Raw genomic sequence first — 23,360 nt, 5'->3', positions numbered from 1 at the left:
CGCGGCCGCCGCGGGCGTCGGACTCGCGTGGCGCGTCCCCCGGCCGGCGGTGCGCAACGCCGTCGCCGCCGTCGCCGTCGCGGGCGCCGCGGGGCTGTTCGGGTCGAGTCTCGCCCCGGCGTACGCGCTGGTCGCGCTCGCACTCGCCGCGCTGTACGACGTGTACGCGGTGTACGTCTCGGGGCACATGGCCGCCGTGGCGGACGCGAGCGCCGACCTCCGGCTGCCGTCGATGTTCGTCGTCCCCACCGACGACGCGTACGACGACGCCGACCTGACGGTGGGCGGGGGCGGCGCGCCCGCCGCGACGGTGCTCGGGGCGGGCGACGCGCTGTTCCCCGCGATACTCGTCGCGAGCGCGGGCGTCGACGCCTCGGCGTCGGGAGTCGCCGCGCCCCTCGGCGTTCCCATCGGGGCGTGGTGTACGCTCGCGGGGGCGCTCGTCGGCCTGTTCGCGCTCCAGTGGGTCGTCCACCGGCGCGCGGGCATCCACGCCGGCCTCCCGTTCGTCAACGGCGGGGCGATAGCCGGCTACCTGCTGTGGGTCGCGTCCGCCTCGGTGTGACGATCGACACGAACGGGCGTCAGATTTATGTCTACCCTATCCTGAGCGGCGAACGCAGGGTACCCGCGCGTGCTTGGGTCGCCATTCCCCGAACGGGGACGCGGGCGCCCGGCGTTTCACGGGCGTCGTGTCTACTCCGGGCCGATGCCCGACCGTACTTTCACCGCCACGCCGGCGTCGAAGTCGGCCATTCCGTCCGCCGACAGTTCCGCGCGCCCGACCGCCAGGAGCGTGCCGTCCTCGTGGACGACGCTCACCTCGTCGCGGGGGCGGACCGCGGGGTCGACGTCGGAGACGAACTTGGCGAAGACGTTCTTCGCGTCGCGGACGAACGGCGCGCTCTCGTCGCCGACGGTGACCGAGTAGGCGTCGCCGAGCGACGCCCGCAGGCGGCGGCCGCCCGCGACGCCGAGCGTGAACCGGCCGTCGGTCAGGTACGACACCAGCCGCTCGCCGTCCGCGAGCACCTGCCGCGGCCGGCCGCTGGTCGACCGTCGCACCGTGACGGCGTCGTCGTCGGGGAACAGCGCCGCGCCCGCGCCCGCGCCGAACTGGTAGTCGGCGACGGTCCGGAGCGCGTCCAGGTCGGGGGCGGAGCTCACAGCAGGAACGTCTCCTCGCGTTCGCCCATGTCGAGGAACGCGTCGGCCTCGCGTTTCAGCTCCGACGCCGTCGACGACTCGAAGCTCATCACCTCGATCCGGACGCCCTCGTGTCTGAGGTGCGAGCAGAGCCGCGAGAAGTCGCCGTCGCCCGAACAGAGGACGAGCGTGTCGATGTGGTCCGCGAGCGTCACGGCGTCGAGACTGATCCCCACGTCCCAGTCGGCCTTCTTCGAGCCGTCGCCGAACGTCTTGATGTCCTTGATCTTCGTCTCGAAGCCGATGTCGCGGAGCGCCTCGAAGAAGCTCTCCTCGTCAGGCGAGTCCGCGCGGATGACGTACGCGATGGCGCGGATGAGTTCGCGCTCCTGAACCGCCTTGTCGAGCATCGCCGAGTAGTCGATGTTCCGCGAGTAGACGCTGTGAGCGGAGTGGTAGAGGTTCTGCGAGTCCGCGAGCACCGCGACCCGCTGGCCGGGATGTATCTCGGTCATACGTGGGGGGAGTGCGAGCGCTCGGATAGAACTGTCGGGGTCCGGGCGGACGGGCCAGCGCGGGCGTCCCGGCGGCCGGGGGCGGCTCCCGGCGGCACGGTTCGGGCGGGCTACACGGAGCCGACGACCGGGAGCCGCCGGTACCCCTGGCGGTAGACGAGGGGGTAGGCGACCGGGAGCAGGAGCACGACCGACGGGAGCCACCAGACGAGTTGGGTGAACGGGTCGGGCGGCGCCAACAGCGCGCCGACGAGCATGGCCCCCACGTCCGCGACGACCACGGTGGCGGCGGCGCGTTCCCCCCGCGACGGCGGGACGGACCGCTCGTTGCGGGGGGCGTAGACGAGCAGGTAGTAGAGGCCGACGACCCCGCTCACCGCCGTGAACGCGCCCCAGAGGGACGGGCTCGAACTCCCCCGCGCCGCGGCGTCGCGGGACACCCAGTAGACGACCGGGACGAGGGTCACACCGACCGCGAGGGCGAAGAGGGCGTACGTGAGCGGTGCAATCGGAGCCACGGCCGCCGATACGCCGGACGGCGAGAAGTACGTGTCGCCGGACCGACCCGACGAGCGATAGAGCCACGGTGACACGCCACGTGGGAGGCGTATGGACGACGAGACGCTCGACGCCCTCGACCACGAGGCGCACGTCGGACGCGCGTTAGAACTCGCCCGACAGGCGGCCGCCCGCGGCGACGACCCGTACGGCTCGCTTCTGGTGCGCGCCGCCGACGGCGAGCGGCTGATGTCCGCGCGGAACGCGGTGGCGACGGCCGACGACATCCGCAGGCACCCCGAACTCACGCTGGCGTACCGGGCCGCGCGGGAGTTCTCGCCCGCACAGCGCGCGGGGCTGGTCATGTACACCAGCACCGAACCCTGCCCGATGTGCGCGGGCGGCATCGCGAGCGCGGAGTTGGGCGCGGTGGTCCACTCCGTCCCCGCCGAGACGGGCGCCGAGGTGTACGGCCGCGAGGGGTTCGTCCGCTCGGCGGCGGTGTACGACGGACTCGACTGCGACGTGCGCGTCGTCGGCCCGGTGTCGCCCGCCGCGGGCGAGGCGGTCCACCGCGAGCACCGGGCGAACCGCCGCGAGGAGTGACGCGGGGCGACGCGGACCACGTAGCGTTTTGTCGGCCGCGACACGAGGGGGCGTGTGACCGATACGCGCGAGGCGTACCTGGTGGACGCGTTCACCGACGAACCCCTCTCGGGCAACGCGGCGGGACTCGTCCCGGACGCCGAGGGACTGGCCGACGGCCAGATGCGGGCGATAGCCAACGAACTCGGCGCGAGCGAGACGGCGTTCCTGCTCCCCTCCGAGGACGCGGACCGCCGGGTGCGCTACTTCACGCCGACGACCGAGGTGGGTCTCTGCGGGCACGCCACCGTCGCCGCCCACGCGTGGCTCGCGGCGTCGGGCGGCGCCGACCCGGGCACCCACACCCTGGAGACGAACGTCGGCGTCCTCGATATCGAAATCGAGGCGGGCGGCCGGGTGTGGATGACGCAGAACGCCCCCACGATACGGGAGGTCGAGGCGTCGTACGACCGTCTCGGCGACGCGCTCGGCTGCGACCCGAACGCCTTCCGCGACGTGGGCGCGGACCTCCCGGTCGCCGTCGCCGACACGGGCCTGCCGTTCGTCGTGGTGCCGGTGAACTTCCTCGAACACCTCGGCGACATGACGCCCGACTTCGGCGCCGTCGAACGACTCGCCGACGAGTACGACGCCGCGGGCGTGTACGCGTTCACGTTCGACGCGCTCGACGCCGAGTCGACGCTCCACGGCCGGTGTTTCGTCCCCGGCGCGGGCGTCGACGAGGACCCCGTGACGGGCACCGCCTCGGGCGCGTGCGGCGCGTACCTCGACCGGTTCGGCGCGTTCGACGACACGCCCGCGGAGATGCGGTTCGAACAGGGCCACTACGTCGACCGGCCGGGGGTCGTCCGCGTGCGCGCCGCCGGGGGTGGCGCGCCGACCGTCGGCGGCGACGCGACCCTCGCCGTCGAGGGGCGCGTCCGGGTGCCCGGGACGGAGGAGGACGATATCATCGAGCCCTAACGCGCGCCGCGGCCGTCACCGCCCGCCGGGGACCGACCCGGCGACGGCGGGCGGTATGGGGCGACTAGTCGCGGGCGACGAACGGCGGTGGCGGCCGGTCGGGCGGCGGCGCGATCAGTCGGTACTCGCCGCCGAGTACCGTTTTCATCACCCGAAGAACGGTCGGAAGCTTCTTTAGGCGGTCGGCGGTCTCCTCGGGTACGAGATGGCTGTACTCTGGTTGGACGACGTGTCTGCCGACGACGTAGAGACCGTCGGCGGCAAGGCGGCCTCGCTGGGCGAACTCACCGACGCGGGCCTCCCGGTCCCCCCCGGATTCGTGGTCACCGCGGACACGTACCGCACCTTCATCGAGGAGGCGGGGATCGACGAGGAACTGTTCGCGGCGATGGATATCGACCCGGAGGACAGCAGCGAACTCAAGGCCGCCGAGGAGACGGCCCACGACCTGATCCTCGGGACGGAACTCCCCGACTCGGTGCGCGCGGAGGTGCTCGAAGCGTACCGGTCGGTCGGCGCCGACGGCGAGGAGGCGTTCGTCGCGGTGCGGTCGTCCGCCACCGCCGAGGACCTCCCGGACGCGTCGTTCGCGGGCCAACAGGAGACGTTCCTCAACGTCACGGAGGAGCGCCTGCTCGAACGCGTCAAGGAGTGCTGGGCGTCGCTGTTCTCCCAGCGCGCCATCTACTACCGACAGCGGCAGGGGTTCCCCCACGACGAGGTCGACATCGCGGTCGTCGTCCAGCGGATGGTCGACGCCGAGAAGTCGGGCGTGATGTTCACCTCCCACCCCTCGACGGGCGAGGCGCGGATCATCATCGAGGCGGCGTGGGGACTCGGCGAGGCGGTCGTCTCGGGGTCGGTCTCCCCGGACAACTACGTCGTCGACCGCGACACCGCGGCCGTCGAGGAGGTGACGGTCGCCGACAAGAAGGTGATGATGGAGAAGGACGCCGAGACGGGCGAGACCGTCGAACGCGAGGTGCCCGCGGAGGACCGCGAGCGGCGGGTGCTCTCGGACGAGGAGATAGAGCGGCTGGTCGAACTCGGCGAACGGGTCGAGGACCACTACGGCACCCCTCAGGACGTCGAGTGGGCTGTGTACGACGGCGACATCTACATGCTCCAGTCGCGGCCGATCACGACCATCTCCGACGCGACGGACGACACCGCCGACGCGGCCGGCGGCGAGGCGGCCAACGGCGGCACCGACACGGCGACCGCGGGCGACGAGTCCGCCGACGCGGGCGGCGACGGCGACGTGTTGATGCAGGGACTCGGCTCCTCGCCGGGTATCGTCTCGGGGAACGCGAAGGTGGTCACCAAACTCGACCACCTCGACCAGGTGGTCGAGGGCGACATCATCGTCACCGAGATGACGATGCCGGACATGGTGCCCGCGATGAAACGCGCCGTGGGCATCGTGACCGACGAGGGCGGGATGACCAGCCACGCCGCCATCGTCTCGCGGGAACTCGGCGTCCCCGCGGTCGTCGGCGCGGGGTCGGCGACGCGCGAACTGTCGGACGGGCAGACGATCACCATCGACGGCGACAAGGGGACGATCCGCGAGGGGCAACCCGACGAGAGCGGCGACGTCGAGGAGTACGAACCCGTCGAGGCGGTCCGCCCCGAGACGCCGGTCAAGCCGATGACCGCGACCGAGGTGAAGGTGAACGTCTCGATCCCCGAGGCGGCCGAGCGCGCGGCCGCGACCGGCGCCGACGGCGTCGGTCTCCTCCGGATCGAGCACATGGTGCTGTCGCTGGGCGAGACGCCCGAGCGGTACATCGCCGAGCACGGCGCCGACGCGTACGTCGAGGAGATCGTCGACGGGATCCGCACGGTCGCCGACGAGTTCTACCCGCGGCCGGTCCGCGCGCGCACGCTCGACGCGCCCACCGACGAGTTCAGCGAACTGGAGGGCGGCGAGAACGAACCCACCGAGCACAACCCGATGCTCGGCTGGCGGGGCATCCGCCGGTCGCTCGACAAGCCCGACGTGTTCCAGCAGGAACTGCGGGCGTTCGCCCGCCTCTACGAGATGGGGTACGACAACGTCGAACTCATGTTCCCGCTGGTCAACGACGCCGAGGACCTCCAGCGGGCGAAAGAGCGGATGCACGAGGCCGGGATCGACCCGGAGGAGCGCCGGTGGGGCGTGATGGTCGAGACGCCCGCCTCCGCGCTCGGTATCGCCGACCTGGCCGACTGCGGTATCGACTTCGCGTCGTTCGGCACGAACGACCTGACCCAGTACACGCTCGCGGTCGACCGCAACAACGAGAACGTCGCCGACCGGTTCGACGAACTCCACCCCGCCGTCCTCAGCCTGATCGCCGACGTGATCGACACCTGCCGCGAACTGGGCGTCGACACCAGCATCTGCGGGCAGGCCGGGTCGAAGCCCGAGATGGTCGACTTCCTCGTCGAGGAGGGGGTCACCTCCATCTCCGCGAACATCGACGCGGTGCGGGACGTCCAACACGAGGTCAAGCGGACCGAGCAGAAACTCGTCCTCGACTCGGTCCGCTGAGCCGGCGAGCTCCGGGTCGGCGGTCGCGTCACGCCGCGGTCGCCGTCGGCACTCCCGGCAGGCGCGCGCCGGCCGTCCGGTTTTTCGTCTCCGTCACGAACGTCGCGACATGGACGTCGAGACGGCGCTCAGACAGATCGACGCGGCGAACGACAAACACGTCGGCGGCGCCGGCTACGAGCGTCAGCGCGAGGCGTACGAGTCGACGCTCCGCGAGGTCGAACGGGTCGGCGGCGGCGACGCAGTCGAGGAGCTGACGGCGTGGGTCTGCGAGTTCATCCGCGGGGAGGAACGCCGGCCGGACGAGGACGCGGTCGACGACCGCGCGGCCCGGCGACTCGACGAACGCGGCGAGGAGGTGCCGCCGGACTCCCACCTCGCGGGCTGAGGCTCCCGCGGACCGACGCGACGCCCGACTCTTCACTCCCCGCGGTCGCCGCCGGCGTGCCCCAACGCGAGTTCGACGCAGCGTTCGACCCCTCGGCGGAGCCGCTGTGAGGTCGCCTGTCCGCTGATCCCCAGCCGGTCGCCGAGCGCTTCGAGCGTCGTCCGGCGGGGGACCGCGAAGTACCCCTCCGAGAGCGCGAGCGCGAGCGCCTCCCGCTGTTTCTCCGAGAGGTCGTCCGACGCCTGCCCGCCGGGGTCGGGCCGGGGGTCGGAGTCGAGGCGTTCGACGTCGAGGGGGACCGCCGCGTCGAGACACGCCGCGTGAAACGACGTGAGCAGCGCGTGGTCGGGAAAGGAGACGACGAACCGCCAGTCGGTCCCGTGACCGGAGCGCTCGGCCGACTCGACGACGGCGTCGTGCGAGACCAGAATGTCCGTCAGGCAGTCGTCGTCGGCCGTCCAGTCGATCCGGTAGCGGACCGCCGACGGCCGGCGGGTGTCCGCGCGGAGCGACTCGACCCCCTCGCGGTCGCGGACGGTCCGCTCGAAGGAGGCTATCTCGCGGTCGTCGCCGGTCACCCACACCAGCGGGAAGGGCTGGCCGGCGATGGGGGTCGTGGTCGCGAGGGTGACGGAGACCGGCTGGTCGGTATCGAGGAGTCTGCCGAGCGCGAACGCGGCTGGCTCCGTGGTGAACGTCACCCGGATACTCATTTCGGGGTAGGGGATCCCCGGCGTCCGCTTCTTTTCGGTACCAGGACGGTGAAGCCGGGGCGGATACCTGTCCGTTCGGCGCTTCGTCTGATAGCAGCGCGGGTTCGGCTCACAAGCCACTTAAGGGCGGGGCGGCGGTCCGCGGCGGGTCCGGCCGGGGCGAAACTCGCCGACGGGCGGCGGCCGTGTGCGACCGGCGGCCGGGCGGCCGGGAGAGGAACGCTCACGGCTCCCCCTCCAGCGGGTCGTGGGTCACCCGGTAGCCGCCGGCGACCGGGTCGACGTCGCGGGCGGCGTACAGCCGGAACGACCGCTCGTTACGGGTGACGACCCGGAAGTCGTAGTGGTCGGCGTCGTAGCCCGGCGGCTCCGACCGGTCGGCGAGGAACGACCGGTGGGCGTCGAGCCGGCGCCGCCCCCGCTCGACCGACCGCACCGGCAGCCCCGCCAGCCGGTCGGGGAACGCCCCGACGAACGCCCGGTCGCGTTCGACGCCGACGGAGTCGCGCGCCGCGAGCATCGCCGCGAGCGTCGTGGTGCCCGTCCCCCAGAACGGGTCGAGCACCCGGTCGCCGTACACCGAGTACATGTTGACGAGCCGGTAGGGGAGTTCGACCGGGTACGCCGCCGACCGCTCGCGCGGGCCGTCGTCGAGTTCCTGGCCCGCGCCGCGGAGGTCGGTCCACGACTCCGAGAACCAGCGGTTGCGCTCCTCCCAGAGGTACGCCGCCTCGTAGCGGTCGTCGTCCCGGGGCGGGAACGACCGGCGCGACCCGTTGCGGAACACGAGCACGTGCTCGTGTTCGAGCGTGACGTACGCGTTCGGCGGGAGCGTCCCCGACCCCATGAACTTCGTGGGGGAGTTGGTTGGCTTCCGCCAGAGCACGCCCGGCAACTGGTCGAACCCCCGTTCCCGGAACGCCTCGCTCACGCGGGTGTGGTTGGGGTACAGCCGGAAGCGGCCGCCGACCGACCGGGTGGCGTCGCCCACGTTGACGCACGCGATGCCGCCGTCGACGAGCACGCGCGCCACCTCGTCCCACGCCGCGTCGAGGGCGGCGTGCATCCGCTCGAACGCCTCGCGCCCCTCGCCCGCGTCGAGGCTGTCGCCGACCGCGGGGTCGAGCGCGGCGAACAGGTCGTCCCACTGTTCGATCATCGGGTACGGCGGCGAGGTGACTACGAGGTCGACGCTGTCGTCGGACAGCGGTAACGCTCGCGCGTCGCCGGCACAGACTGCGTGGGTGGTCTCCCGCGGCTGCTCCACCATGCAGCGAAAAGAGTACCGCCCCGCGGGATAAAACCCGCTGTCGTGGCCGGGGTGCGTGTTACCTCACGACTGGGTCGACGAACACGCGTCGAGCCACTCGGTCGCCCAGCCCTCTATCTCGTCGAAGACGGGGCACAGCGACGCCCCCTTCGAGGTCAGCGAGTAGTACGTCGCCACCGGCGCGTCCGGCTCCATCCGCTTGTCGACGAACCCGAGTTCGCGGAGGTCGTCGAGGACGCGCGAGAGCGTCCGCGCGCTGGCGTCGGTCGACCGCTTGAGCTCGTTGAACCGCTTTTCGCCCTCCTGGAGGTCGTAGAGGACGACCAACCGCCACTGTGAGCCGACCTGTTCCATCGCGTCGACGACCGGACACGGGCCGTCGTCGGCGTCCACCGCCTCCATGCGGTCCGCTTCCACCTCGTCAGCTGCCATGAGTCACCGTACGCGGGGCGGGTATATACGGGTTCGGTTCCGAACCGGGTATCGCGGCGATACCGGACGCGTGAACGCGGAACGGACGCTGCCGACCCGAAGGCGCAGTCGAACAGGACGGGCCGCGGCGGACGGGCGTTCATCGACGCCGTCGGGACGACGTTCCCCGTCTTCGAGCGGGCGCGCTCGGCGGCGGTGCCGACTACCGGCGCCGACTCGGCGAGGCGGCGATGTCGAGCCGCGGGCTGTAGTAGAGCACCGGGTCGCCCGCGGGGTCGGCGAACCCGTCGGCGCGGAACAGCGTGTTCGACTCCACGTCCGCCTCGGCGGGGTAGAGCGGCCAGGGGTCGTGGTCGACGTCGGTGTACCTGACGGTGCCGAACGGCGTCTCCGTGTAAAAGCGGTAGCGCTCGGTCAGGAACGCCGCCAGCGAGTCGTCGTCGGGGTCGAGTCGGTCGCCCGCCGGGCCGTACGTCGCCGCGAAGTGGGCGGGCCGCGCGCCGGGGTGGAGCCGCCGGCTCTCGAACCGGACCCGGCCGTCGTGCGCGCGGTGGTGGTCGATCCGCGCGTAGAAGTACGGGAGGTGGTGGAGCAGGCGCGCGCCGACGACGGAGGCGACCCCCTGTGCGTCGAGGCTGAAGAAGTAGACGCTGGGTTCGCCGTCGACGCGGACGTACGTGCGGAGGTTGAGTTCGGGCAGGTCGACGCCGAGCGACTCGGGCACCCCCCGCGGGCGGACCGCGGCGTTGGTGAACGGGACGACCGAGAGCCACGCGTCGCCGTCGTACGTGTCGACGGCGAGTGCGTCGGGGAGGTGCGCCGAGACGACGTCGGGGTCGACGGGCCAGTTGGCGAACAGCAGCGCCCGCCACGACATCTCCAGACCGATGACCATGCCGGCGCTTGGGGGGCGACCGGGTTCAACGCTCCGCTCCGGTCCCCCTCCGGTGGTCCCCGGCGGGTGGGCATGAGCGGATGCGGGCGGACGACGGGGGGTGCGGGTGGGCGCAGCGGATGCGGGCGGGCAACGTCTCGTCGCCGCTCCGCCGGGAACGGGCGCCGAGCCGCCGCGTACCGAGCCATTCAAAGTCGTCTGCCCGGTACGGGGAGTATGACCGAAGAAGAGGGCGACTCGCACGACCACGTCGTCCCCGGCAGCGAGGAGGAACTCGGGACGGCCGACGTGCGCGGCTACGACTTCCGCGGCGAGTTCGACTTCGAGGCGATGCTCGACTCGTACGCGACGACGGGGTTCCAGGCGACCCAACTGGCGGAGGCGGTCGACATCGCGACACAGATGCGGGAGGCGGACGCGACGGTGTATCTCACGTTCACGTCGAACATCGTCTCCTCGGGGCTGCGCGAGACCGTCGCGTACCTGGTGCGGGAGGGGTACGTCGACGTGCTGATCACCACCTCCGGCTCGCTGACCGAGGACGTGATCAAGACCGCCAAGCCGTTCAAGATGGGCGAGTGGGACGCCGACGAGGCGGAACTCCGCGAGCGGGGGATCAACCGGCTGGGCAACATCTTCGTCCCCTCCGACCGGTACGTCTGGCTCGAGGAGTACCTCTACGACTTCTTCGACGACTTCTTCGCCGACGAGAAGGTCCGCACGCCGACGGCGTTCGCGCGCGAACTCGGCGCGACGCTCGACGACGAGGACTCGGTGCTCAAGCAGGCCGCCGACAACGACGTGCCCGTGTTCTGCCCGGCGCTGACGGACGCCGAGGTGGGCAACTTCCTCTACTACTACCGCCAGGGGTACGACTCGGAGGTGGGGATCGAGATCCTCGACGACTACGACTCGCTGATCGAGAACGGCCTGCTCGCGGACACGACGGGTCTGATCGCGGTCGGCGGGGGCGTTCCCAAACACCACGCGATCATGACCAACCTCTTCCGCGGAGGCGCCGACTACGCCGTCTACATCTCGACGGGGATGGAGGGCGACGGCTCGCTGTCGGGCGCGCCGCCGAACGAGGCGGTGTCGTGGGGGAAGATCAAAGCGGAGGACCGCAACTACACGCAGGTGGAGGCGGAGGCGACGCTGGTGTTCCCGATGCTGGTCGCGGGCGCGTTCACCGAGACGGAGTAGCGGCGCCCGTCGAGTTCGGCGCGGACGTGCGCCTAGGCGTCTTCGTCTCCGCGACGAGCGCTGGCAACCCACGCGGCCGAGAGCCGTCGGGGAGCCGTCACTGGCCCTCTCGTACCGCCCGCCACTGTGGGAACCGTCTCCGACGCCACGACTCGATCCGTCGACCGGATGTCGGGGGAGTTGCCACTCAGCAGGAGTATCTCACCTTCGCGCGCCGATTCTCGGGGGCGAAACGGGGGATGTGACCCCTAGGAGGCGAAGTTCGTATCGCGGTCGGCGGTTTATCTACTCGAACGCCCGGACCGGCGTCGGGTCGGTCAGCCGTTCGAGGTCGGCGGACGACAGCGGGAACATCGCCTCGGGGGTGCCGGCGGCGGCCCACACCCGGTCGTTGTCGCGGAGCGACTCGTCGAGGTAGACGGGGACGGCGGAGTCGTGGGGGAACGGCGGGACGCCCCCGATGCTCCAACCGGTGGCCCCTTTCACGGTCTCGGCGTCGGCGAACCCGACCGTCTCGACCCCGAGCGCGTCGGCGAGGGCGTCCTCGTCGACGCGGTGGTGACCCGCGGTCAGGACGACCACCGGCCCGTCGTCGGTGTCGAACACCAGGCTCTTGACGACCTGCGAGACGTCACAGCCGACGGCGTCTGCCGCGTCGGCCGCCGTCTTGGTTCCCTCGGCGAACTCCTCGACCTGCGCGTCGAACTCGCACTCCTCGCGTGCGCGCTCGCGGAACCGGGCTGCGGTGGGGTGCACACCGGCCGAAGCCGCGCACGCCCCAAGAACCCGCCGCTCGGGGCGACGGTGGCCGCGTCACCTCCCACCGGGGAGTTTACCTGTCGGGACGGCAAAAGTGGCGGTGTGAACGCCGGGTTCCACCTCGGTCGCCGTATGCGCACGCTCTTCTAGCGCCGGGTGGACCGTCCGTCGCCGGCGCGTCCCCTATAGCGGGGGCGCGCCGGCCGCGGGCGCGAACGCCGGCGCGTTCCGGACGGGGGACCGACCGCGCCCGACGGGCGGGGACCGCACGCCCGGCGTCGATCCCGATTCGGCGGGCTTTAGGCCCACATCCACGACACCAACCGATATGAGCGACCAGGACGGATACGCACACGAACCGTTCCCGACCGACGGCCCGGCGGTGGTGACCTGCGGGTTGCCGTACGCCAACGGCGACCTCCACATCGGTCACCTCCGGACGTACGTCGGCGGCGACGTCTACTCGCGCGCGCTCGAGTCGCTCGGCCAGCAGACCGCGTTCGTCTCCGGGTCTGACATGCACGGCACCCCGATCGCGGTGCAGGCGATCGAGGAGGGCGTCGACCCCGAGGCGTTCGCGCTCGAGTGGCACGAGCAGTACGCCGAGACGTTCCCGAAGTTCGGCGTCGAGTTCGACAACTACGGCCACACCCACGAGGAGACCAACCGCGAACTCACCTACGAGATCGTCGAGCGCCTCGAATCGGAGGGGTACGTCTACGAGAAGGAGATCAAGGTCGCGTGGGACCCGGTCGACGACCAGCCGCTGCCCGACCGCTACGTTGAGGGCACCTGCCCGTACTGCGGGGCGGACGCCCGCGGCGACGAGTGCGACGAGGGTTGCGGCCGCCACCTCGAACCCGGCGAGATCGAAGACCCCGTCTCGACCATCTCGGGCAACCCCGCGGAGTACCGCGACCGCACCCACAAGTTCTTCCGCGTCTCCGAACTCGCCGACTACCTCGACGGCTTCCTCGACCGACTGGAGGGGACGTCGAACGCGCGCAACCAGCCCAGACAGTGGCTGGAGGACGGGCTCCAAGACTGGTGTATCACCCGCGACCTCGACTGGGGGTTCGACTACCCCGACGTCTCGGGGGCGAGTCCGGAGGAGGGCGACGCGCCGCCGAACGCCGGCGACGACCTCGTCCTCTACGTCTGGGTCGACGCGCCGATCGAGTACGTCGCCTCCACGAAACAGTACACCGAGCGCGTCGGAGCCGACGAGTACGACTGGGAGGAAGTGTGGAAGGACGACGGCGAGATCGTCCACGTGATCGGCCGCGACATCATCCAGCACCACACGATCTTCTGGCCGGCGATGCTGGAGGTCGCGGAGTACGCGGAACCGCGGGCGGTGATGGCGAGCGGGTTCATGACGCTCGGCGGCAAGGGGTTCTCCACCTCCCGCGACCGCGCGGTGTGGGCCGAGGAGTACCTCGACGAGGGGTTCCACCCGGACCTGCTGCGCTACTACCTCGCCACCAACGGCGGGTTCCAGCAGGACGTCGACTTCTCGTGGGAGAAGTTCCGCGACCGGGTGAACAACGAACTCGTCGGCACCGTGGGCAACTTCCTCTACCGGTCGCTGTTGTTCGCACAGCGTAACTTCGAGGGGACGCCCGACGCCGAGGTGAGCGACGACGTCGAAGAGCGGATCGAGCGGGCGGTCGACGAGTTCCGCGCGGGCGTCAACGACTACTCGGTCCGCGCCATCGGCGAGGCCAGCGTCTCGCTCGCGCGGTTCGGCAACGAGTACATCCAGCGCAACGAGCCGTGGAACCTCGTCGGCGAGGACGACGAGCGCGCGGCCCAGGTGATCCGCGACTGCGTCCAGATCGCCAAGGCGGTCGCCGTCCTGTTCGAACCGGTCGCGCCCGGCACCAGCCAGCGGCTCTGGGAGCAGATCGACGAGGAGGGGTCGGTCCACGACGTGACGACCGACGAGGCGCTCGAAGCGCCGCCCCGCGAGTTCGGCCCCCCCGAGGAACTGTACGAGAAGATCGACGAGGAGCGAGTCGAGGAACTGAACGCCAAACTCGACGCGCGCGTCGCCGAGGCGACCGAGGGCGACGCCGACGAACCCGACGAGAACGACGAGACCGGCGACGGGTCGGCCGACGCGGACCCGGACGCCGCCGACGAGGGGACGGACCCCGAACTCGAACCCGTCGAGAGCGAGCGGGTCAGCTTCGAGGAGTTCCAGGAACTCGACCTCCGGGTCGGCGAGATAACGGCCGCCGACCCCATCGAGGACGCGGACAAACTGGTCCAGTTGATGGTCGACATCGGCGTCGAGACGCGCAGCATCGTCGCGGGACTCAAACAACTCCACGACGTCGACGACCTGCCCGGCACCCGGGTGGTCGTCGTCGCCAACCTCGAACGCGCCGAACTGTTCGGCCGCGAGTCGAACGGGATGGTGCTCGCGGCGGGCGACGAGGCCGACCTGCTGACGACCCACGGCGACGCGGCGCTCGGCGAGCGCGTACGGTAACGGCGTCAGGTACGCCGCCCGGCCTTTTTCCGTTCACCGCGCCCCGCGAGCCGCGCCGCCGTCCGGCGGCCGATAAACCGACTTCCGCGATACGAAATTCCTCGCGCCACCGAGATGCTCGACCGTGTGGACCGACCCTCGGGGCGACGTCAGCCGGTCAGCGGGTCCGCTCGCCGAACAGGAGCGCGTCACCGTCGAACGGGGGCTCCGCGACCGCGAGCGCGCCGCCGGAGTCGGTCGTCTCCGCGGGGACCGTCTCGCCGCTCACCGGGTCGACCCACTCCCACGTTTCGGTCGGCGGAGCGTCCCGCAACTCGACCGCCCGCCCGGCGTGGAGGTAGACCAGCACCGCGTCCGGCGTTACGGCCGACGCCTCGCCCGTCTCGGTCTCGGCGAGGAGGTCCGGTCGGGGGGAGAGTGCGGACACGTCGTACTCCGTGACGATATCCGCGAGTCGTCCGTAGTCGGCGGCGCTCGGGAGCCCGAGCACGTCGTCCCACGGCCGCGGGTCGCCCCAGACGTGAGCCGACTCGAACGTGTCCCCCTCGCGGTGCCACGGCCAGACCCCGAGCGCGCCGTAGGTCAGACCGGCGTTCGCGCCCGCGAGTACGCTCAGCCACCCCGCGGCGCGAACCGTCTCGCGGTCGAACACGTCGTCCCCCGAGTGCGCCTGCATCCCGGCGTAACACGGCTCGCCGTTGAGTACCGGTCGCGCCGGGTGGAGCGCGCGGTTCGTCCGGGCCTGACTCTCGGGAACCGCGAGGTCGTGGGTGTGGCCCGACTGGTACATGTGGAAGTCGAGCCACCCCTCCTCGTTCACGATGGCGGGGGTGTTCTGCTCGCCCGGCTGGTGGGCGGTCCGGAGCGGGTACTGACAGGCGTCGCCGAGCGCCTCGCCCGCCGCGCGGTAGACGGCGAGCGACGACTCGTCGAAGCCGGAGTCGCCCGAGACCAGCCACGCCGCGCCGTACGCACCGTATCGCGCCCCGAGGTGGCGCCCGAGCGTTCGGGCCTGCTCGGGCGAGTGCTGGTGACGCTTGGACTCCGGAATCCCCCAGTCGAGGTTCCCGCCCGCGTAGTCGAACCAGAGCGCGACGAGCGCGGGGACGACGCCGCGCTCGTGGGCCATCGCGACCAGGTCGTCGAGGTACCGGAAGTAGTCGTGGTTCGGTCGCGAGAGGTCCCACTCCTCGAAGGGGAGTCGGTCGTGCGGTCGCGACCCGTCGTGTTGACGCAGCGCGTTCACCTGAACGACGTTGTACCCCTGTTCGACGCGGTAGTCGAGGTACTCCGCCCACTCGTCGACCGTCGCTCGGGTGCTCGCCGACCAGGCGGTGTCCGCGAGCCAGAAGAACGGCTCGCCGTCCGCGTGACGGAGCGCACGCTCGTCGGCGGTGAGATACCCGTGGTCGTGGAGCGTCGTCCGACCGTCGCCGGACTCGGCCTCGAACGACCCCGTCTCGGCGAGCCCGGGGTCGTCGGTGAGCGTCTCCCAGTTCCACGCTCCGGGTTCTGAGGGTGCGAACCGGACGCGGAAGGTGTCGCCACCGTCCCAGAACCCCGGGACGGTGTACGTCGTCCCCGACCGGCACTCGAACCGGACGGTGAGGAACTCCTCGCCGTACGGGTCGGCGGGCGGGTCGGTCGCTTCGAAAGTGAGTTCTATCGGGTGCCACGTCGTCGGCATCGGTCGTACACCGCGATCTACCGGGATAAAACGTGATACTCCGGCGGCCGCGGCCGGCTGTCGACAGTCACGGTGGCGCGTGCGCCCGAAACGAACTCAGTCCGCGGGTTCGGGCGTCGTCGCGGGCAGCGCGGGGTCGCGGTTGGGGTTGCGCCCGAACACCGCCTCCCGGAGACCGAGTTCGTCCATCTGCTCGGCGAGCACGTTGTCGAGGCGGTTCAGGTTCGTCGTCCCCAGTCCGTACTGCTCTAGGAGTCGCTCGAACGTCCCGTCGGACTTGATGGAGAGCGTGCGAAACCGCTCGTAGAGGTCGGTCATCTCGTCGGGGTCGAGGTCGGCGACGTACGACTCGTCGTCGAGTCCGAGGTACTCGCGGCGCTCGGCGTCGACGACGTGGCGGACGACGACGAGCGCCACCTTCTCGATGGCGCGCTGGCTGCCGAACGCCGTCAGGTCCAGTCCGTCCATCACGCCGAGCACGCGGTCGCGCTGCCACCGCGTCAGGTCGAGCGCGTTACACAACGCCTGCGTGATGCGGAGGCGGTCGAGCCGGTGGGCGCGCTCGGCGTGGCCCTCGGTCGCCGGGTGGCGCTCGTCGTGGAGGCGGCGGACCCGCTCGGGGAGGTCGGCGTCGCCAGCGCGCGCGCGTCCGATCCGGGTCGCGCTCGGCGACACCACGTCCCACCGGCGGACGGTCGTGTCGCGGCGCGCCTCGGCGCGGGCGAGCGCCCCCGCCCCCGCGCGCCGGTCGAGACGCCGCTCGGCGTCGTCCGCCGGGTCCGCGTCGACCCACGTGGGACCGTCGTCCCCGTCGCCGCTCCCACTCCCCGAGTCGCTCATTGGTGGGGGGAGACGCGGGAGGTAGTTGAACCCCACGCTCGCGAGGGGCGGCGCGGCTCGACGTGGGGAGGACGGGAGAAACGAACTCGGCCGGCGCGGCGCGCCGGCCCGCCTTCGTATCTATCCGTTGTACCGAGAACCACTTAAAGAGCCGCGCGGTCGAGCGGCCCGCCCGGCCTGCACGGCCCGTGTCGGTCGTCGGTCGGGTCGCCCCCCGTCGGCCGGTGGACGCCGAGCGGCGCCCCGACCCGGCGAGTCGCGGGCGGGCCGTCGGGACGACGGCTCACTCGGGGAGCAGCCCCGCGCGCTGGGCGAGCACGAACCCGACCAACAGCCCGGTCAACCCGACCGCACAGACGGAGAAGACCGCGTCGAACGCGTAGCCCGCGTCGCGGAGCGCGCCCACGACCGACGAGCCGGTGGCCTGGACGACCATCATGGTGCCGCTGTAGGCGGCGTACGCCGAGCCGCGCGACTCGTCGGGGAGCGTGTCGAGCAGGTAAGTGTCCATCGCGGGGAACAGCGAGTGGATGACGAACCCGAGCACCGCCGAGACGGCCACCAGCGCGAACAGCCCCGAGACGGAGACGAGCGCGACCAGACACGCGACGAACGCCGCGAGGATGGCGAGCATGTACGGCACGTGCGGGAAGCGGTCGGCGAGCCGACCCGAGACCATGAACGCCGGCACGCCCGCGGCGAAGATGACCGTCAGCAGGTTGGGGGCGACCGACGCGGACAGCCCCTTGGCGGTCATGTACAGTTCGTAGAAGTTGAACACGCCCTGCCAGACGAAGCCGGTCACTCCGAGCAGCACCACGCCCGTGAGGACCGTCCGCCACTCCCGCCGGGTCGCCCGCAGCAGGTTCCGGTCGGCCGCGCCCGCGTCGGGGAGGTCGGTCGTCCGCGCCGCGAGAAAGACCAGGAGGGTGGTGACCGCCGCGCCAGCCGAGATGGCGACGAAGACGGCGCGCCAGCCCGCGAACGACCACAGCGTCACCCCGAGCATCAGGGTGGCGAACGGCGCGGCGGACGCGGCCGCGAGTTGGGCCGCGGTGCCGTGGACGCCCATCGCGCGGCCCACCCGGTCGGGGAACAGTTCCGACACCAGCGGGTTGGCGGCGACGAAGTAGCTCCCGGAGGCGAGCCCCATGCCGACGGCGCCGACCATGAGGATGGGGACGGAGTCGGCGGTGGCGACGAACGCCGACGCGGCCGTGAGCAGCGCCCCCGTGCCGAGCACGACCCGGTGGCGCGAGAACCGGGTGAGCAGCCAGCCGGTCGGCACGCGGAGGAGTGCACTCCCCATCCACACCGACGTGGCGAGCAGGCCCGCTGTCCCCTCGGTCATCCCGAAGACGGCGATGAACTCCGAGAGCAGCGGCGCGAACACGACCCGCGCCATGTTGACGAGGAAGACGGCGCCGCAGAGCGTCCCGAACAGCCGGGCGCGTGACACGGGCTGGGGGTTCGCGGGCGCGAGGGTGAAGCTTCCGACTCCGGAACCGCACGGCGGGCCGGCCAGCCCGACTCGGGACCCGCGGGGCGACCGGGCGTCGGTTACGCGACGCGGCCGGGCATCGGCCAGGCAGCGCCGACCGGGCGTCGGTCTTTTGCCCTCAGCCGGAGTACGGGCGGCCGTGAAGTCGACCCGAAAGGGGCTGCGCGAAAACGAGTTGGAGAGGGACAACTACGAGCGGCTGAAGTGTACGGACTGCGGCGAGTCGCTCAAGACGGAGAACCCCCCGGACGAGGTGTACTCCGTGCGGACCTGCCCCGACTGCGGCACGCGGTGGAAGGAGCTCCGGTAGTCGGCCGCCCGCTCACTCGAACACCGCGTCGAACGCGCTCGCGCCGAGCGGGTCGAACGTGCCGGCGGCGACGTTCTCGCGGACGTGCTCGACGCTCGTGGTCCCGACGAGCGCCGCGGTCACCGCGGGCGCCGACCGCGCGAAGTTGACCGCCCGCTGGGCGGTCGTGTCGCCCGCGAGTTCGGCCGCTATCTCCTCGGGTAGCGACGACGCGAGTTCACCCTGCCCGAGGGCGGCGCTCGCGAACACGGACAGCCCCTCGCGGTGGGCGAACTCCAGCGCGCTGACCCGCTCGCCTCCCGCCTCCGCGTTTCCGGTTCCGCCGTTTACACCCTCCCCGTCGTTCGCACCGTGCGCGTCGTCCGCACCGGTCGCGCCGTCGTCGCTCCGAGGGGTGTGGGCGGCGACGGTGAACGCGTCGGCCATCCCGACGTTGAACGGGAGCTGTATCGCCCGGAGCCCGTGGTCGTCGGGGTCGTCGATACCCGCGGACGCGGCCGCCGCCTCCGCGCGCGCGAGCACCGCGCCGAGGTCGAGGTGGGCCTCGTGGGCCGGCGGGACGCGGAACGCCTCCCACGTCGCGACGCCGTACGCGCCGATATCGCCCGCGAGCCGGCGTTCCTCCAGCGTCTCGAAGGCGGCCTCCAGTTGGTCGTACACCGCCGCGCGGTCGCGTTCGGCCAACTGCGTCTCGGGGTTGTGGACGTAGTAGCAGTCGACCGAGTCGACGCCCAGCGACTCCAGCGAGCGGTCGAGCATCGCGTCGAGGAAGCCCGGCGCGATACAGTGGCTCCCGCGCGCGAGGTCCGCACGGTCGACCAACCCGGGGTCGAGGAACGCCTCGCGGACGTACGCGCCGGGGTCGTCGGGACGGTCACCGTCGAACGGGAGGAAGCCGCCCTTCGTCGCCAGCACCACCGCCTCGCGGTCGGCGTCGGTCTCGCGGAGCGCGTCGCCGACGACCCGCTCGCTCCGCCCGCAGCGGTAGTTGACCGCGGTGTCGACCAGGTTGATCCCGGCGTCGAGCGCCGCGGTCAGCGCCGCGCGGTAGCGGTCGTCGACCGCGTCGGTCGGCTCGCCGAGGTACGTGCCGGCGCCGATGCTGGAGACGACGCCCGGCCCGAACCGCCTGAAGTAGGTTCGGCCGAACGAGTCGTCGAACCGGTCGCGGTAGCCCCACGTGCCCGAAGCGGTCGCCATGGAGGAGCGTCGGGGCGGCGTCCGAAAAGGTGTCGCGGTCGGGCTCAGACCTCGCCGGTCATCGCGTCGAACAGCCGGTCGACCAGCGCGTCGCCCCGCGGCGCGGTCACCTCGCGCGTGCCGTCGGTCTGGAGCACCGGCGGGAGTTGGCCGCCGCCCATCCGGGCGTGTCCGCCCGCGCTCGCGTTCGGCACGTCGTCGACGGCCGCCTCCAGCGTCCGGCCCATGTGGACGCGGTCGTCGCGCGACCGGCCCGACAGGTGGAGCGTGCCGTCCTTCTCGCCGACGACGACCACCGCGGTCACGCCTTCGAGACCGACGAGTTCGTCGGCCGCCTGCGGGATGGCGTCGACGCTGGAGACGTCGCCAACGTCGCTGACGCAGAACGACCCGCGGATGTCCCGGCCGGCGATGGCGCGCGCTTTCACCTCCAGGGTCTCGGTGCTCATCTCGGGTTCGGCGATCCGCGTCAGGAGGTCCTCGTCGACCCCCTCGTGGAGGTACGACGCCGCCTCGAAGTCGGCCGCGGAGGCGCCGCGCGTCAACCGGTTGGTGTCCGAGAGGATGCCGTACAGCAGCCCGGTCGCAACCCGGGTCGGGAGCGCGCGGCCGGCCACCTCGCTGTCGTGGCGGTCCGGCGGGACGGGCGTCGCGCCTACCTCCCGGAAGTACTCCGTGATGACGCTGGCGCACGCGCCGTAGTCGGTGCGCACGTCGGTGAACCGCTCGCCGCTGCCGCCGCCGGGGTGGTGGTCGACGACTGCCACGGGGAGGACGCCGTCGGCGCCCGCGAACCCGCGCGGCTCGTTGTGGTCGACGAGGACGACCGCCTCCGCCGCCAGATCCGAGACGTGGTCGATCCGTTCGATGTCGACGTCGAGCACCGTCCGGAACGCGCGGTTCTCCTGTCTGCGGACCTGTCCGGTGAACTGGAGCGTGGTGTCGGTGTCGACGCCCTCGGCGAGGTCCGCGACGCCGATGGCTGTCGCCATCGCGTCGGCGTCGGGGTTGGGGTGGAGGAGGACGGCGACCGACTCGTAGTCCGCGAGTAGCCGGGTGAGCCGCTCGCCGGGGGTCCGCCGCAGACGACGGAGCAGGAACACCGCGGCGACGAGCGCGAGCGTCCCGCCCGCGACTCCGACGAGGAGCCGGGGGTCGAGCGCTACCGCGTCGTCCATCCACTGGATGAACTGGGCGCCGTCTGGCTGCAACATATCCGCCGTGTACACGCCCGGGGACAAGAAGGTATCACACGCTTTATCCGACGTGTCTCACTGCCGGCGGCTGGTCAGTCGGCGGCGGAGCCGGTCTCCCGCCGGTACGCCTCGATCGCGGCGCGGTAGCCCTCCCGGTAGGTGGGGAACCGGAACTCGTAGCCGAGTTCCCGGAGCAACTCGTTCGAACACCGCTTGCTCGTGCGGACGCGCCGCGCGGCCGCCGCCGAGAGGTCGCCCGCCGCGATCCGTTCCTCCGCGGTGCGTTTCTCCGGCTCCGCGACGCCGCACTCGTCGGCGAGCCAGTCGGCGAACGCCCACTTGTCCGCGGGTTCGTCGTCGACGGCGAGCACCGCCTCCCCGCGCGCGAGGTCGCGCTCCAGCAGGAACGCCACCGCGCCCGCGGCGTCGTCGCGGTGGAGCATGTTGAGGTAGCCCGCGGTCACCGGCCCGTCGAGGTAGCGGTCGAGCCGGTAGCGGTCGGGACCGTACAGCCCGGCGAACCTGACGACGGTGCCGTCGATACCGTGCTCGTCGCCGGCCGCGAGCGCGACCCGTTCGGCCTCGACGAGCACCTCCGTCTTCTCGGTCGTCGGGTCGAGCGGCGTCCCCTCGTCGACCCAGTCGCCGTCGTGGTCGCCGTAGACGCCCGTACTGGAGGTGTACACCAGCCGGTCGGGCGGGTCGGCGCGGCCGCCGTACGCAGCGAGGACGTTCCGGAGTCCGTCGACGTACACCCGGCGAGCGGCGTCGGCGCCGCGGCCGCCGGAGCTCGCCGCGAAGACCACCGCCTCGGCGTCGGGGAGCGCCGCGAGCGAGTCGGGGTCGGTCGCGTCCGCGCGGACCGCCTCTAGCCCCGCCTCCCGGACCGCCGCCAGTCCCTCGTCGGACCGCCGGACGCCGGCCACCCGGCGGCCAGCCTCGCGGAGCTGTCGGCCGAGTTCGAGTCCGACGTAGCCGCAGCCGACGATGGCGACGTCGACGCCGCCGCCGTCCGTGTCGTCCGCGTCTCCGTCCGTGTCGTCCGCGTCTCCGTCCGCGTCGTCCGTATCTCCGGCCATCAGTGCTGCGAGCGCTCGTCGACGAGCGCCTGCATCTCCGCCAACTCGCCGAGCGTGAGCCGCGTCCGGCCCTCGATGGCCTGTTGGACCTCCTGGCCGGTGAGGTCGGCGTCTATCTCGGCGGCGATCGTGTCCACGTCGAGGATGGCTGTCGTCATCCCCAGCATGAGGTGGTCGCGCACCTCGGCGGTGACGTCCTCCGCGGCGATACCCTCGGCGAGCGAGAGTATCTCGCTCGCCTCGGCGAGGCGGAGGTCCGCCACGTCGCCGGCGACGACCGCCTCGACGGTCGCGCGGTCGAGGGCCGTCGCCTCGACGACGCTCTCGACACCCCGGGCGTCGACTACCGCCGAGAGTTCGGCCGCGTACGCCGCGAGGAGCGTCTCGCGCGTCACCTCGTCGTCGTCGGCGACAGCGTCGTACAGCATACCCTCCCTTCCCCGCTCCGCCGGCAAAACGGTTTGCTTGCGGCGCCGACCCGGCTCTCACGCCCCGCAGGTCGCGTTCCCGGTCGGGGTCTCGGCTCCCTCGTTCGCACGCCCGCCCCCGACCCCGGGACAGGGCCACCCCGCCGAGCGCTCGTCGGCGTCACCGTCCACGTCGCCGACGCCGCTCTTGCCCGCGGGGACGACCGCCGCAACCGCGGTCTCGACGCGGAACGACACGCGCTCGTTCCTGCCGAGTCGCTCGGCGTCCCCGTCGCCGTCCACGTCGAGGTCGACCGCCGACCCGTCGCGGACGTACCGGAGGCGGCCGCCCGCGCCGGTCGGCCCGCCGACCGGGCTCGTCACCGAGAATCGGGGGTACGCGCCGCGCACCTCGACGCTCCAGACGTTCGCCGTCGCGTACCAGTAGCCCGGCGCGGGCGCGACCGGTAGCCCCGCGAGCACGCCCCCGAACGCGTGGTCGTCGTACCGCTCTCTGAGCGCCTCCTCGGCCCCCTCCGTCTCGTTGCTCACGGCCGCGCGGAGCGTCTCGCGCGCGACCGCCCGCTCGGCGCGCACCGTCGCGTCCGTCGCTCCCTCCGGGACGGCGACCCGCTGGCTCCCCGCTTCGTCGGCGAGTGCGACCCGGAGCCTGACGCCGAGGCGGTCGGCGGCGGCCGACGAGAGGCCGCCGCCCGACG

At 71.9% G+C, this 23,360-nt stretch carries 24 protein-coding genes; 8 read left to right on the top strand and 16 right to left on the bottom strand.

Translation table 11 applies throughout. From position 1 onward, the window contains the following. A partial coding sequence (locus tag K933_RS06815; RefSeq protein ID WP_023393965.1) for a presenilin family intramembrane aspartyl protease occupies nt 1–565 on the top strand: 565 nt, incomplete at its 5' end. 131 nt (nt 566–696) lie between these two features. On the opposite strand, the gene K933_RS06810 is transcribed toward K933_RS06815, so the two are convergent. The 3 genes from K933_RS06810 to K933_RS06800 form a co-directional block, all read right to left on the bottom strand. Continuing rightward, the gene (locus tag K933_RS06810; RefSeq protein ID WP_023393964.1) at nt 697–1,167 is read right to left on the bottom strand and encodes a PUA domain-containing protein; all 471 of its coding nucleotides are present in this window, start codon (nt 1,165–1,167) and stop codon (nt 697–699) included. Continuing rightward, the gene (locus tag K933_RS06805; protein ID WP_023393963.1) at nt 1,164–1,661 is read right to left on the bottom strand and encodes a LabA-like NYN domain-containing protein; all 498 of its coding nucleotides are present in this window, start codon (nt 1,659–1,661) and stop codon (nt 1,164–1,166) included. The genes K933_RS06810 and K933_RS06805 overlap by 4 nt, the downstream gene beginning before the upstream one ends. Nucleotides 1,662–1,771: 110 nt before the next feature. Continuing rightward, nucleotides 1,772–2,179, bottom strand: coding sequence for a DUF7534 family protein (locus K933_RS06800; protein WP_023393962.1), 408 nt, complete (start codon nt 2,177–2,179; stop codon nt 1,772–1,774). A gap of 91 nt (nt 2,180–2,270) precedes the next feature. On the opposite strand from K933_RS06800, the gene K933_RS06795 reads away from it, so the two are divergent. The 4 genes from K933_RS06795 (at nt 2,271) to K933_RS06780 (ending at nt 6,652) form a co-directional block, all read left to right on the top strand. Next, nucleotides 2,271–2,765, top strand: coding sequence for a deaminase (locus tag K933_RS06795; RefSeq protein ID WP_023393961.1), 495 nt, complete (start codon nt 2,271–2,273; stop codon nt 2,763–2,765). A gap of 54 nt (nt 2,766–2,819) precedes the next feature. Beyond that, the gene (locus K933_RS06790; RefSeq protein WP_023393960.1) at nt 2,820–3,728 is read left to right on the top strand and encodes a PhzF family phenazine biosynthesis protein; all 909 of its coding nucleotides are present in this window, start codon (nt 2,820–2,822) and stop codon (nt 3,726–3,728) included. 205 nt (nt 3,729–3,933) lie between these two features. Continuing rightward, nucleotides 3,934–6,264, top strand: a complete 2,331-nt coding sequence (gene ppsA / locus K933_RS06785; protein ID WP_023393959.1) for a phosphoenolpyruvate synthase — start codon at nt 3,934–3,936, stop codon at nt 6,262–6,264. A gap of 109 nt (nt 6,265–6,373) precedes the next feature. Next, nucleotides 6,374–6,652, top strand: coding sequence for a hypothetical protein (locus K933_RS06780; protein WP_023393958.1), 279 nt, complete (start codon nt 6,374–6,376; stop codon nt 6,650–6,652). A gap of 32 nt (nt 6,653–6,684) precedes the next feature. On the opposite strand, the gene K933_RS06775 is transcribed toward K933_RS06780, so the two are convergent. The 4 genes from K933_RS06775 to K933_RS06760 form a co-directional block, all read right to left on the bottom strand. After that, nucleotides 6,685–7,365, bottom strand: a complete 681-nt coding sequence (locus K933_RS06775) for a helix-turn-helix domain-containing protein (protein WP_023393957.1) — start codon at nt 7,363–7,365, stop codon at nt 6,685–6,687. A 223-nt stretch (nt 7,366–7,588) separates the two neighbouring features. After that, the gene (locus K933_RS06770) at nt 7,589–8,635 is read right to left on the bottom strand and encodes a DNA-methyltransferase (protein WP_023393956.1); all 1,047 of its coding nucleotides are present in this window, start codon (nt 8,633–8,635) and stop codon (nt 7,589–7,591) included. A gap of 63 nt (nt 8,636–8,698) precedes the next feature. Further along, nucleotides 8,699–9,037 (bottom strand): winged helix-turn-helix transcriptional regulator, encoded by a 339-nt coding sequence (locus K933_RS06765; protein ID WP_049947678.1) that lies wholly within the window; start codon nt 9,035–9,037, stop codon nt 8,699–8,701. A 232-nt stretch (nt 9,038–9,269) separates the two neighbouring features. Then, the gene (locus K933_RS06760; protein ID WP_023393954.1) at nt 9,270–9,962 is read right to left on the bottom strand and encodes a YqjF family protein; all 693 of its coding nucleotides are present in this window, start codon (nt 9,960–9,962) and stop codon (nt 9,270–9,272) included. Between the two features lie 216 nt (nt 9,963–10,178). Between K933_RS06760 and K933_RS06755 the strand changes: the two genes are divergently transcribed. Further along, entirely contained in the window at nt 10,179–11,165 is a 987-nt protein-coding gene (locus tag K933_RS06755) for a deoxyhypusine synthase (protein ID WP_023393953.1), read from the top strand. 285 nt (nt 11,166–11,450) lie between these two features. Here K933_RS06755 and K933_RS06750 read toward each other — a convergent pair whose 3' ends face one another. Continuing rightward, nucleotides 11,451–11,921, bottom strand: a complete 471-nt coding sequence (locus K933_RS06750; protein ID WP_023393952.1) for a YbaK/EbsC family protein — start codon at nt 11,919–11,921, stop codon at nt 11,451–11,453. Between the two features lie 331 nt (nt 11,922–12,252). Here K933_RS06750 and metG point away from each other — a divergent pair, with 331 nt between their 5' ends. Beyond that, a complete protein-coding gene (gene metG, locus K933_RS06745; protein WP_023393951.1) occupies nt 12,253–14,421 on the top strand; it encodes a methionine--tRNA ligase in 2,169 nt (722 codons plus the stop codon). A gap of 157 nt (nt 14,422–14,578) precedes the next feature. On the opposite strand, the gene K933_RS06740 is transcribed toward metG, so the two are convergent. The 3 genes from K933_RS06740 to K933_RS06730 form a co-directional block, all read right to left on the bottom strand. Continuing rightward, nucleotides 14,579–16,108 (bottom strand): apiosidase-like domain-containing protein, encoded by a 1,530-nt coding sequence (locus K933_RS06740; protein WP_023393950.1) that lies wholly within the window; start codon nt 16,106–16,108, stop codon nt 14,579–14,581. A 96-nt stretch (nt 16,109–16,204) separates the two neighbouring features. Further along, nucleotides 16,205–16,948: a hypothetical protein gene (locus K933_RS06735; RefSeq protein WP_023393949.1), complete on the bottom strand. Its 744-nt coding sequence runs from the start codon at nt 16,946–16,948 to the stop codon at nt 16,205–16,207. A gap of 283 nt (nt 16,949–17,231) precedes the next feature. Then, nucleotides 17,232–18,407 (bottom strand): MFS transporter, encoded by a 1,176-nt coding sequence (locus K933_RS06730; protein ID WP_023393948.1) that lies wholly within the window; start codon nt 18,405–18,407, stop codon nt 17,232–17,234. A 181-nt stretch (nt 18,408–18,588) separates the two neighbouring features. Here K933_RS06730 and K933_RS18310 point away from each other — a divergent pair, with 181 nt between their 5' ends. After that, nucleotides 18,589–18,759 (top strand): HVO_0758 family zinc finger protein, encoded by a 171-nt coding sequence (locus K933_RS18310; protein ID WP_023393947.1) that lies wholly within the window; start codon nt 18,589–18,591, stop codon nt 18,757–18,759. Nucleotides 18,760–18,771: 12 nt separating this feature from the next. Here the strand turns inward: K933_RS18310 and K933_RS06725 are convergent, their stop codons facing one another. The 5 genes from K933_RS06725 to K933_RS18305 all read right to left on the bottom strand — a co-directional run. Further along, nucleotides 18,772–19,959: an aldo/keto reductase gene (locus K933_RS06725; protein ID WP_023393946.1), complete on the bottom strand. Its 1,188-nt coding sequence runs from the start codon at nt 19,957–19,959 to the stop codon at nt 18,772–18,774. A gap of 44 nt (nt 19,960–20,003) precedes the next feature. After that, a complete protein-coding gene (locus tag K933_RS06720; protein ID WP_023393945.1) occupies nt 20,004–21,173 on the bottom strand; it encodes a DHH family phosphoesterase in 1,170 nt (389 codons plus the stop codon). A 74-nt stretch (nt 21,174–21,247) separates the two neighbouring features. Continuing rightward, a complete protein-coding gene (locus K933_RS06715) occupies nt 21,248–22,234 on the bottom strand; it encodes an SDR family oxidoreductase (RefSeq protein ID WP_023393944.1) in 987 nt (328 codons plus the stop codon). Continuing rightward, nucleotides 22,234–22,662: a DUF5791 family protein gene (locus K933_RS06710; protein WP_023393943.1), complete on the bottom strand. Its 429-nt coding sequence runs from the start codon at nt 22,660–22,662 to the stop codon at nt 22,234–22,236. Before K933_RS06710 ends, K933_RS06715 begins: the two co-directional genes overlap by 1 nt. A 57-nt stretch (nt 22,663–22,719) precedes the next feature. Continuing rightward, a partial coding sequence (locus tag K933_RS18305) for a DUF7286 family protein (protein WP_023393942.1) occupies nt 22,720–23,360 on the bottom strand: 641 nt, incomplete at its 5' end.

This window comes from Candidatus Halobonum tyrrellensis G22 (genome assembly GCF_000495475.1).
GTDB classification, from domain to species: domain Archaea; phylum Halobacteriota; class Halobacteria; order Halobacteriales; family Haloferacaceae; genus Halobonum; species Halobonum tyrrellense.
This window is presented reverse-complemented; position numbering and strand designations above follow the sequence as displayed.